Consider the following 12,147-nt stretch of genomic DNA (forward strand, 5'->3'; position numbering starts at 1 on the left):
TTACCGTATCGCCTGACTTTAACGGTATTTCCCACCACTGCTTGCCTTACTTTCCACTCCTGCGCCGCAGCAGCACGATCAGCACCGCGGCAGCCACCGCCGCGCCTGCAATGATGGCAACGATAACCCACAGCGTCATATCTTTCGTATCCCCTGTCTGCGCCCCGCTTCCCTGCTGTGTCCCATTTTCCTGCTGCGTTCCGCTCCCGCTATCCGCCGTTCCGCCGCTGTCCGGTTGTTTCTGGTTTGCAAGTACATATTCGGAGCAATGTTCGAGGGTAAACGCCGCATATCCGGCGCTGTCCACGCTTTGCGTGCTGATATCATCATATTCTGTTCCATTGAAGTAATACAGGTATGTTTCTTCGCCTGTTCCAAACGGAGGCACGGCAAGCACGGATACCGTTGCTTTTCCGGGGAGCGCCCCGCTGTGCCCGAAGTTCAGGAACAGCAGCTTTGTTCCCTGAGGAAATACCGCTGCATTTTTCGCCGCCTCGCCGGGTGTGTTGGAAAACGCAAGGCTCATGTCCATTGCCGCCGTAATGTCTCCCCCGTAGAATACGAACCGCGCAACCACCTTGCCCGTATCATCCAGAATTGCAAAAATGACTGTCTTATCCTGCCCCTTGATTTGCTCAAAGACCTCTTTGGGAACGATTGTTCCTTCCTCCGCCGGAATCAGCAGCGCCTGCTGTGGGCCGAGCCCATTCAGGGCTTCTTGTATTTTTTCGAGCTCGAGGCCGTCCTCCATCCGCGGCAATGAAATAATCTCCTTGCCTTCCGCGCCCGGAATCTGTGCGTCCTGCACGATTGTGATCGTTTTGCTCACCGACTTGGTATCGTCTGCCGTACTTGTCGCCGTAACCACAACCGTTCCTGTCGCTTTTGCAGTGAACAGCACCGCTGTTTCTCCGCTGCATCCGGTTTCCATCCTGATATCGATGCTGTCAAGATCGCCTGCATAGCTCCACCGGATTCCGGAAAATACCTCTTCGTTTGGGGTAACCGTCGCTGTTGCGGAAAAATCTGCCGTCTGCCCGATCTCCAGATAAACCGAATCCGCGCCGTCGATGCTGACGCTTTCCACGCCCATCTGTTCGGCAATATTATTTTGCCGCAGCAGGATACTTTCCGCACTGCTCATCGTCGCAAAGGTCCAGCAGGAAGGAATCCAGCCCTGATTTTTCACCGGAGTGACCGCACCAATATCGCGCAGGTCAAATTTTTCCGGCAAATTTGTAACAGGATCGGCTGTCCTGCCCTGCGGCAGGCTGCTGGTCGTGTTCTGTCCGCTGCCTGACGCACTGTCCGGCGCTGCCGCCGGAATGGAAAGCTCGCCCGTCCTCTCGAGCTGTGCCACGCTGAGCACCCGGCCCACGCCGCCTTGGGAAGAATCGTCCGTTCCGCCGCCCGCGCCGTCCGTGAACACCTTGATGCAGTTGTTCGCGGAATATTTCGCGGAAATATCAGTCCAGTCACGTCCGTCGGTGCTGGTGAAGCTCTGCCCGGCCTGCGCCCGCGCCCTGTCCGAACGGCCCGCGATCGGCATCTCAATCGCCGCGACGACGTCGCTTCCGTCCCGGTTTTGCAGCCGCACAGTCACACTGAACTCTTCTCCTGCGGCGACGGAAATCCCCTCGCCAAGCTCCACCGTATAATAGCCCTTATATTTATGGGCCCCGCTCGCCACATGGCGCGTCTCGCCGTTCGCCTCAAGGTAAACGTCATAATCCTGATCCTCGTGCATGGAGTAAAATGACACGGCCTTTACATCCTGCGCGCCTGCTGCCGTAAACACGTTTTTTGTGTACAGCACCTTGCCCCGCGAATATTGACTGGGCTCGTAGAGGTTCGTATAGCCCAGCGGATCGTACTGGTAAATATTGTCGTAATCGCTCGACGGATTGTCCACAAATATGGCGGCAGCAGGATTGGCGGATAGGTCTGCGCTATAATAGGAAATATAGAAAAAACCATTCTGTCCCTTTTCCGTACCATAATTATTTTTAGCGATAAACGCGCCGTCGCCCGCAGGCGTATACGAACTGCCGTCCACAGTTACCGTGAATTGTTCCGCCGGAACCGTATCATCCCACCCTACCAGTGAGATTGCATGTCCGCCCCCGGCCATATCCGCCTCCGGCTTGAAATAATACGAACCGGTCTCGTCGTAATACCCGCCTTCTCCTTCCTGATGTCGAATTCCGCAATAGATCGCCCCATAGGTATAGATCGCGTTTTTATAGTGGAGCGTATCTTCCGCCGTTTTCTCCCGGTCTGGCAGCAGAATCGCCTGCCGCAAGTGATAGCGTGCAGGAAGCTGGTTATAGGCGAACTCGCTCACGTCGCCGCCGAATTCGTCCAGCATATACGGATCGTCTTCCTCCAGAACCGGACCGCTCCACCGCGCAAGATAGGCGAGCGCCATATAGATGTCCCCGCCGGAAAGCACCCCGCCGCGTCCTTCGGTCGGCGTATAGCATTCCTCAGAGGAATCTGCGTTGAGCATTGCATTGAGCATATTGTATTCTGAGAGATCGAGGCCTTCCGCTGCCTGCTTGGAAATCGTAAGCGTATATTCTTTTGCGGAAAAAGCCCCATCCGGGCTTTTTACCACAGCATAATAATCCCCTTCGACAAGCTCTGCCGTAATCCGCTGGTCTCCCGCAAGCGCGCTTGCCGCGACCTCGCTTCCGTCGCTGCGGAGAAGAGTAAGCGAATATGCCGCGTCTTCCTCATCCGGCTGGAAAAGCAAAAGCTCTATGGGCGTCGCATAACTGTAATGGAATTTGTAATAATCCACATCCGCGGCGCTGTGGATCGTGGCCCGGATTTTGGAAGGAAAGGAAACATCTGTCGCCGTCTCCCGGGCGTCGTTGGGCTCGTACTGATCGCCCATGCCCCCCACCGTATAAGAAAAACGCTGCACATTGCCCATAGCAACACCGTCTTTATGGGTACGGGCATTGATGAGCGTATCCTGACCGATCACAACCACTGCCGTGTCGGCCCCGGAGTCTGTCGTTCCCGCCGCGCCCTGCGCCGGAACAGTCCCATCTGTCGTATACAATATCTTCTCGTCCGCCGCCGCACGCAGTGTCACCTGCGTTCCTGCCGCAACCGTACCCGGCGCGGGATCTGCCGTCACCATTCCGCTCTTGTGCACGGTATAGGCTCCCGATGCAGGCTCGCTGCTCTTGAGTCCCGCCTTCCGCGCGCTTGCCAAAATCCTGACATCCTCTGTCAACGTCAGTTTATTCGCCGGGTTATACAAAGACGCACTGGAGAGCTTCGGCGACGTCCCGTCCAGCGTATAATAAATCTGCGCATCCGCCGTTCCGCTCGAAAGCCCAAGCTGCGTTCCCGCCGGATATTCTCCGGCTGCCTGATCGAAGGCGACCTGTTTGCAGGTTGCCGGCATAAATCGTGCATTGCCGGATGCAACCGGATCATATTCATCGCCCGCCGTCATATCGATAAATACAACACCCACGCCGTCGAGCTCCTCCTGCGTGAGCACTCCATCTGCTACCGCCTGCGCGATTGCTTCCCGAAGCAATATAGTCCCCGTATACGCAATGCGCTCCGTCATCCTCGTTTCCTTATTTTTCAGGGTAAACATCAGCATATAATAGATCGTTTCCCCGCCCGCGGGAGCAGTATCGGCCACCCGGACTGTAGTGTCCTCCTCCGCCGCGTAAAGATCGCCCGCCTCCGGCGGATCACAGTTTTCAAAAACCAGAGAAAGCTCCGCGGGGCCTTCCGCTGCAAAAGCAAATGATACACAGGAAAATACTGCGGTTACCGCTAAAATGATCGCCACCAGCCAACATATGATCCTCTTCATTTTTATTTATCTACCCTCCGTGTACTGCTCCTTTATCGATCAGCGCCTGTTTATTGGTATATCTTCCTTCTTACCAAACCGCAAGGCGTTCATCGGGCGCAACGTACATCCCATCGTTTTCTCCAAGCCCATAGGCGTCGTAAAATTCCTGCATTTGCTGCACATTAACATTGGTACGCACATACCCCAGCGGATGGGCGTCCGCGCTTGTCTGCATCGTGCAGAAAGCCTCCGACGCCGATTTACGCCATACCTGCGCATACGCATTGAAAAAGGCCTTGTAATCAAATCCGTCAATCGTCTTGGCGATATCCATCATACAGGCAATGCCACCGAGGTCCGCCACAGTTTCGCCGATCGTCAGTTCTCCATCCACCGTAAGGTCCGGAAGCACTTCAGCCGCAATACTGGATTTCTGAATATTATTCCTTACACTGATACAGCGTTTCTAAAAAGACAACCATTTCTGGTTGTCCATACTATGCCAACTTCAGTTGTCTGGGTTCCTTACTGTCTTAAGCAACTTCATGGACATAGAACTTTGGATTTTTCCAATAATATTATACCTTATTTTTTTGTGTATGGTAAGATATATTTAGAATAGTACCACTTGTCGCGGAGAATATTCCTGTTTGAATTCCACTAATCCTTGCACCTTAAAACTGGTCCATATATGAAATTTTTTTTACAAAAGTCCCTTGTTGTGCTATCATAGTTATAGTATCCAATTCCGCACTGTCGCGCATATTTTGTAAGCCCAGTATGGTTTTACAGAAATATGCGTTTTTTTATGGAAAGATACAGCGGGCTGTTTGGGAAACATTCTATTTTATTGTTCTCTCTACGGCTTAAAGATTATTTTTAGGAGACAATAAATGCAAGAAACACCTTTTAAAGACCTCGGTATCTCAGATGATATCCAAGCAAGCCTTCGTAACATGAATTTTGAAAAACCCACACCGGTGCAGGAGCTGACCATTGGGGGCTTTCTGGAAGGAGCCGACCTGTTGGTACAGGCGCCGACCGGAACAGGCAAAACGGGCGCGTTCGGTGTCCCTATCGTTCAGCAGATCGACCGGACGCAGCGAATTTCCCAGGCGCTTATCCTGTGCCCGACCAGAGAACTGGCGGTGCAGGTTGCAGGTGTACTTCGTAATCTTGCAAAAAACAAACCCGGTATACGTATCGTCACCCTATATGGCGGCGAAAATATCAAGAAGCAGCTTGACATGTTGCATAAAACGCCGCATATCATTGTGGCTACGCCCGGCCGCCTGATGGATCATATGCACCGTCAAACCGTTCAGCTCAAAAATATCCGTACCGTCGTTCTGGATGAAGCCGACCGCATGCTGGATATGGGCTTTCGCAAGGATATGGAAAAAATATTGCGCGCAACGCCAAAAGACAGGCAGACCGTCTTTTTTTCTGCAACCATCCCGCAGGAAATCTATATGATCGCAAACCAGTTCTTAAAAAAAGATGCACGGGAAATCCGTGTTGAGCAAGAATCCCTGGCGGTGGAAACGGTAAAACAATACTATACGATCATTCCTGTCGGCTATAAAAATGATATCCTGATTACACTCTTAAAAAACAATGATCTTCCTTTGACGCTGATCTTTGTAAACATGAAACACAAGGCGGACAGACTGGCAGCCCAGTTACGGAAAAAGGGATTTAAGGCTGCCGCACTGCATGGAGATATGAGCCAGAATCAGCGTGACCGGGTGATGAAAGAATACCGTTTAGGCAAACTTGATACTCTCGTTGCCACAGACATCGCCGCCCGGGGTATTGATGTCAAGAATATCGACGCCGTCATCAATTATGACGCGCCTTTGGATGACGAAAGTTATGTACACCGTATTGGGCGCACAGGCCGCGCCGAACAGGAAGGCGTCGCCTATACGTTTATCAACCAGGATGAGGACGAGATCGACCGGCTGCGAAAGATGATTAAGAACCTGAATATCGATATATCCCCAACGGAGGATTCGCCTGTCCTTCCCGAACCTGTTAAGCGTGTATCGCATGGCCGGGTAAGCGGTCAATCCTTCCATAGCATCAATCCACGTCGCAGGGGGCGCGGCCGCAGATGAAAGGCTCGAAAGCGTTCCTGCGCCGGAAAAAAGAATATCAAGAGCGAATTGTTGACAATTTTGTGCAAAGGATAGTTATACACACCATGCCAAATAGAAAAAATCGTCATCATGCACAACATTAATAACGTCTTAGTAAAGCATATTCAATTAGCTGCGGTTAATCCAAAAGATGCCGCTATTTTATTCGCAAGCATCTATAATAACTATTTGAAGACATCTGGTTCTTACGTTTTTATGAATGACCTAAAAAACTTTTTATCAAAATCTTTCACTAGAAATCTTGCAACCACGGTTCAAGTCCTTGTTTTTTTACAACTTCTGCCCGGCAGTCGACCTCCCGTGGGATAATGCAGCCTCAGCGTATTGGTCACAGTGATACCGTTAGGGCCATATCCCACGACTTTCGGTCAACCAAACAGATACAACGATCAAATGGATACTATAACCCCTAAATCGTTCAGTGTTCCGTCCTGCATCTCCTTGCCAAAACCACTCGGATTCTTGCCGCGAATGCAGGTGCCATACTTTGACGAATATTACCTGTAGCAAAGCTCTACAGAGCGGAGTTTTCCCAAACACGCAAGTAATTTTTGCAGGCAACATAATTAGACATAAATATGCTTCATCGCTTGTATGACCTACGGCACATAAACCTATTCGACAAAAGAATACAAACAACATCTATATCGCTTTCTGTATCAATTCCGTTACAAAGCTCTCCCTGCACTTTCAATATTTAAGGATTTGCTTATGGCCCGCTACCCATTGTTAGATAACCTGTTCCGTTCTCTCTATAATATCATCTTGCGTCTTTTTGCTGAGCACATTGAAAAACGCGCTGTAACCTGCAACCCGCACAATCAAATCCCTATGCTTTTCCGGATGTATCTGTGCGTCCTGCAATGTCTCCCTGCTGACTACGTTGAACTGAACGTGGTAGCCCTGCAGCCGATTAAAAAATCCTCGCATCAACATAATAATCTTATCGCGATTTTCTTCCTTCTGGAGCATCTGCGGCGTCACTTTCTGATTGAGGAGGACTCCTCCTGTAATCTCCTCAGTCGGCAACTTGGCCACACTCTTAAATACTGCTGTCGGCCCATTCTTGTCAGCTTCATGACTCGGGCTACAACCTTCCGCCAGCGGTTCGCCCGCCTTCCTTCCATCGGGCGTTGCCAAGGTGCCTGCCCCCTGCGGAACATTGGCTGATATAGATGAGGTTCCTGCATAATAAATTCCACCGATCGGTCCGCGCCCATAGCGGGTATTATGGTACTTTTTCATTTCGTCGATGTAAACATTATACGCGTCTACCACAAGCTCGTCCACATAATCGTCGTCGTTGCCATATTTGGGCGCAGCTTCAAGCTGCTTTCTGATCCGCTCGTTTTTTTCGCCCCCAAAATTTGCCTGCAGTGCTTCCCATAATTCTGCCGGCGTAATCTGCTTAGTTTCATATACTAGTTGTTTAATGGCCGCAAGGCTGTCCGCCAGATTTGCGATGCCTACTTGCAAGTCACTAATAAAATCGTAGACGGAACCTCCTTCCTTCATATTAAGTCCGCGCTCTATACAATCGTCCGTGAGGGCGCTGCATAAAATATCGGCCGTATCATGTTCCAAGACCATATCGCAGGTTGCGTCGATGATCGTGCACTGCCTGCACATTTCACGTATCACCTTATCCCAGCTCTCCAGCAGGTCGTCAAAACTCTTCATGTCTTTAAAGTGCATCGTCCCTTCGCATACCCTTTCACCGGAAGCCGGGTCCACGCCGTTATTCATCGCAATCAACAGAGCCTTGGGAAAGTTCAAAAAGCTCATTCCCGTGCAACGGTAGCCCCATTTGCCCGGCACCGCGGTTTCCACGCAGCCGATGGCACTGTAATTATAGGCGTCGTCATGTGAAACTCCATATTTGATAAAACTTGGAATAATAATTTCATCATTGTTAAACGCCGGCATACCGAAGCCATAACGTATCACCTCTACACATTCCCTCATAAATTCATGAGTCAAGCCTTTGTGATATCTTACAGTCAAATTGGGCTGTGTGAGATGGCATTGTGCGACGCTTTTCAGTATAAGCCTTGAAAGCTTGTTTGTAGCATCTTTTTCGTCAGTCGTTTGCCCTCCCACCGTTACATTTTGATAAAGTGGGCTGCCTGCGCTGAATTGCGTATGGCTCCACGACCTTACTTTATTGATTGTATAGGTCTTGAGCCACAGGTTGCACAATAGTTCATCTGCCCTGTCGTCGTCGATTTTTCCGCTACGAATATCGGCCTCATAGAAAGGATATAAATACTGGTCCATGCGCCCGTAGGAAAGACTATGACCGTTGGATTCGATCTGTAATATGAGATGGATCAGCCAAACACTTTGGACCGCCTCATGAAAACTTGAAGCCGGTTCATAGGGGACTTTCGCAAGTATCCGGCTGATTTCCAGAAGTTCCGCCCTGCGCACCGGATCTTTTTCCTGCGCCGCCGTTTCGTCCGCAAGCTTTGAATACCTCGCTGCAAAGGCCCTGACTCCCTCGATAACGATCAGGATCGCTCGATAGAAATAGCTTTTTTTTATATTTTTGTAATCCGTTAAGTCAAGAGCCTCCAGCTTTTCTTTTGTTCTCCGCTCATAATCCTTCAATCCCACTTGAAGCATTCTGCCGTAATCGACAGCACAATGGGCATCGCCCGAGGTTATATTGCCTTCAGATTTGATAATTCCCAGATCATAATATAGCTTACTGTGGGGAGGAAACGCTGCAAGTCCCCGGTCAAGCACTGTATTGTGCTCCCAAAAAGGCGCGATGTCGCGCAGCTTGCGTTTATTTTCCTCTGTTATATAGAAAACGTCTCCATCCCTATGCTCAAATTGGTCTAACTCGTCTATCACCCATTGCATCGCATACTCCGGGAATATCGGCGCACTGCGGTTACTGCTGGCCTGGTTACCAACAATCAGGGTTTGCGGTTCGATAAATATGCTCATGCCTTCAAGAATGTTCTTGAGCATAATCGCACGTTTAATTGCCAAAGGCTGATCCTGGTTTTCCTGGTATACTTTTGTTGTTATCAACGCACGTTCTACGCAAATATATGGTTTAGTGTCGACAAGCTCTTCACGAAACTTTCTCATCCTTCCTGTCATTTCGCCAAAATAGTTCTCTATAACTTTGCTCATTTGATTCATCCCTCCATCTGCTTGCAAAATCTAATAAAGCAATTCATGGGCGCCTATGATCCCCATATCATCGCCAAGCTCCGCTTCCTTGAAAATAACTTTTTCACCCGTTTTTTTATATCCTTCAAACTGTCTGTATATCTCGTTCCAAAAGCGGCCGCCTAGCTTCAGCAAACCACCTCCCAGAACAAAACAGTCAATATTTAAAAACACATATATGTTAAAAAACCATAAAGCGAAATAGTGCTGCATCTGTTTGATTGCTTTCCCCGCAAGCGCATCGCCATGCTCCCATGCCCGCACGATTTCCAGAGTTGAAATCTCTTCCGGACATTCCACCATGTCGCTGATTGTGGTTTTCTTGCCTTCCTCAACCCATTTACATAGATGTTTTGCTATCATTTGCCCGCTGCACCAACTCATGAAGCACCCATCATTCCCGCACGGGCAATAAACCTCCCTTTTCTGATCCGGCGTAATCAGCATGTGCCCGCTTTCTCCCGCAAATCCATTGCTTCCTTTAAACAGCTTACCATCAATGACGACCGCAGAAGATATCCCTGAGCTGACGGCACAATAAATCATATGGTCGTGCCCTTTGCCCGCTCCATAACGGTTTTCTCCCAATGCCGCCGCATGTGCGTCGTTATCTATCTCGATTGCAGCGCCAGGGAAAATTTTTTTCAGGTAATCCCCAGCCCCAAAACCTGCTAATTTTGGAATATTGGAATTTACAACGATATATCCATCCGGATAACGTATAGAACCGGGAATTCCAACCCCAATCCCTTCAATATCATTTAATAAACCATTACTTTTGTTAGCCATTTTTTCAACGTCACGTTTCACATATTGGAAAAAATCCTCGGCCGCCAAATTCTGCGGAGTCTGCGACCTCATTTTACCGATCAGTTTCCTGTTCCGGTCAAATAAACCATATGCGATTTTTGTTCCGCCAATATCAATTCCTACTGAAAGCATCTTTACCGCCCCTTATTTTTAAAGAAAGTATTTATAGTTTCATTCGTAATTATTATATCATATAGATATCAATTATCAAGATAAATTTCCTATAAATATCAAATATTTTTTATTTGCAATAAAATATATTTTCATTCGTAATTGAAAATACTTTTTTATCTTGTTATAATGTTTTCGTAAGTGAATATTTTAAAGGAGTATGGCATAAATGGAAGCGCTTATCTTCAATATCCAGAAATTCAGTTTAAACGATGGTCCGGGGATCAGGACGGTTGTGTTTCTGAAAGGCTGCCCTCTTCGTTGCGCATGGTGTTCCAACCCGGAAAGCCAGTCCTGCGGGAAGCAAATCCTCTGGGATTTCTCAAAATGCGCCAGGTGCGGCAGCTGCGTACGCATGTGCTCCAATCAGGCTATTTCATTCGCTGATCAAAGCCTTCGCTTTGACCGCCTGAAATGCACCGGCTGCGAAACCTGCGTATCTGCCTGTCCCACAGGTGCGCTGGAATCAGACAGCCGTTTAATGACGGTTCAGGAAGTCCTCGAGATATGTCGTCAGGATACTCCTTTCTATGAGGAAAGCGGGGGAGGAATCACTCTCTCGGGCGGTGAAGCGCTTTGTCAGCCTGAGTTTTCGGACCTCTTACTCAGTGCGGCAAAGAGAGAGAATATCGGAACTGCAATCGAAACCTCGTGCTATGCCCCTTATAAAACGTTTGATAAAGTGACAAAACATGCCGATTATCTGCTTACAGATATGAAACACTGGGACAGCGGACAGCATAAAGAAAAAACAGGCGTTTCGAATGAGGTTATTCTCTCAAATATAGGGCGTGCCGTCAAAAGTGGAAAAAATGTATTGCTGCGTATTCCCGTGATTCCCGGTTTTAACAACTCGCTCAGTGATGCAGATGCCTTTTGCAGCGTTATAAAAGAACTCGGTCTGGCACGTGTCCAACTCCTGCCTTTTCATCAATTTGGTGAAAAAAAATATTCTATGCTGGGATTGGCATATGATTACGAAAAAGCAGACGCGCTTCATGAAACCGATCTGTTGGCCTTCCAACAGCGCTTTTTCGAAAATGACGTGGAAGCGTTTTTCTGATCATCCCACAAATAAAATGCCGGTAGAGGAGGGTATCCTTACCGGCTTTTTGTTTTCATGTTTTTTTCATTGTAGTATCCGGCTCCAAATCATTTGGCATCCCTTTTACTTTGACAATCTGCACTTCACTCTCACGCAGCAAATTTTCCGTCTGCCTGTCGATCCCTTCATCCGTAATAACCGTATCTATGGCCTTCGTAGGCAGTAGCATCACAACCCCTTGCTGCCTGAACTTGCTGGAATCCGTCAAAATGATGACTTTGTTTGCCTGCTTTGCCATATTTTGCACCGCTTCAGCCCGGTCAAGGTTCTTTCCCGTAAATCCGGTATTAGCCGAAAATCCATCGGTTCCAATAAAAAATTTATCGACGCAAAAGCTCTCTACACATTTTCTGACAATCGCGCCAACCATTACCTGCGCTTCATTCTGGTATTCGCCTCCCTAAAGGATCACCTTAGCCGACGGCTTTTCCCGAATGAAATCCGCAATAAACGCGGAATTTGTAATTATTGTGACGTTTTGTTTTTCATTGACCAGACGTTCGGCCAGTACGGCGCAGCAGGAACCGGATTCTATCATCACCGTTTCTCCGTTGGAAACAGTTTTTGCCGCTTCTCTTCCGATGCGTTGTTTGATTTCATAATTGACCGCGAGCCTGTTATTGATGTCGTCCTTTGAAATCGCCAGTGCAAACCCGTGCTCCCGCCGGATCAGCTTCCTTGATTCGAGACTGTCCAGCGTTTTACGCACCGTCACCGAGGATACCCCGAGCATTTCCGCCAGTTTAGAGACTTCTACGCTTTCCTGCTTTGTGACAATATTTAAAATATCCAATTCACGCTTCTTCATAATATACTAGCCAATCATTTTTTATTTCATTTTAGCACGATTATTCTTTCTTTTCAATCGTATTTTTCTTTCAAAA

Annotated in this window: 6 protein-coding genes and 1 pseudogene; 2 read left to right on the forward strand and 5 right to left on the reverse strand. The window is 48.5% G+C overall.

Annotation, left to right across the window (positions count from 1 at the left end; all coding sequences use genetic code 11):
- Positions 1-46: 46 nt before the first annotated feature.
- Both CHK_RS04925 and CHK_RS04930 read right to left on the reverse strand, forming a co-directional pair.
- Complete coding sequence (locus tag CHK_RS04925) at positions 47-3,847, reverse strand: lectin like domain-containing protein (protein ID WP_046442916.1); 3,801 nt, start codon at positions 3,845-3,847, stop codon at positions 47-49.
- Positions 3,848-3,917: 70 nt separating this feature from the next.
- Complete coding sequence (locus CHK_RS04930) at positions 3,918-4,223, reverse strand: M13-type metalloendopeptidase (RefSeq protein WP_160295593.1); 306 nt, start codon at positions 4,221-4,223, stop codon at positions 3,918-3,920.
- A 499-nt stretch (positions 4,224-4,722) separates the two neighbouring features.
- On the opposite strand from CHK_RS04930, the gene CHK_RS04935 reads away from it, so the two are divergent.
- Positions 4,723-5,949, forward strand: a complete 1,227-nt coding sequence (locus tag CHK_RS04935; RefSeq protein ID WP_052740342.1) for a DEAD/DEAH box helicase — start codon at positions 4,723-4,725, stop codon at positions 5,947-5,949.
- A 771-nt stretch (positions 5,950-6,720) separates the two neighbouring features.
- On the opposite strand, the gene CHK_RS04940 is transcribed toward CHK_RS04935, so the two are convergent.
- Entirely contained in the window at positions 6,721-9,138 is a 2,418-nt protein-coding gene (locus CHK_RS04940) for a glycyl radical protein (protein WP_046442918.1), read from the reverse strand.
- 30 nt (positions 9,139-9,168) lie between these two features.
- Entirely contained in the window at positions 9,169-10,119 is a 951-nt protein-coding gene (locus tag CHK_RS04945) for an ROK family protein (RefSeq protein WP_046442919.1), read from the reverse strand.
- A 208-nt stretch (positions 10,120-10,327) separates the two neighbouring features.
- On the opposite strand from CHK_RS04945, the gene CHK_RS04950 reads away from it, so the two are divergent.
- The gene (locus tag CHK_RS04950) at positions 10,328-11,221 is read left to right on the forward strand and encodes a glycyl-radical enzyme activating protein (RefSeq protein WP_046442920.1); all 894 of its coding nucleotides are present in this window, start codon (positions 10,328-10,330) and stop codon (positions 11,219-11,221) included.
- 55 nt (positions 11,222-11,276) lie between these two features.
- Here CHK_RS04950 and CHK_RS04955 read toward each other — a convergent pair.
- A pseudogene (locus CHK_RS04955) lies at positions 11,277-12,071 on the reverse strand (DeoR/GlpR family DNA-binding transcription regulator).
- Between the last annotated feature and the right edge of the window lie 76 nt (positions 12,072-12,147).

Source organism: Christensenella hongkongensis, from assembly GCF_000981035.1.
GTDB lineage: Bacteria > Bacillota > Clostridia > Christensenellales > Christensenellaceae > Christensenella > Christensenella hongkongensis.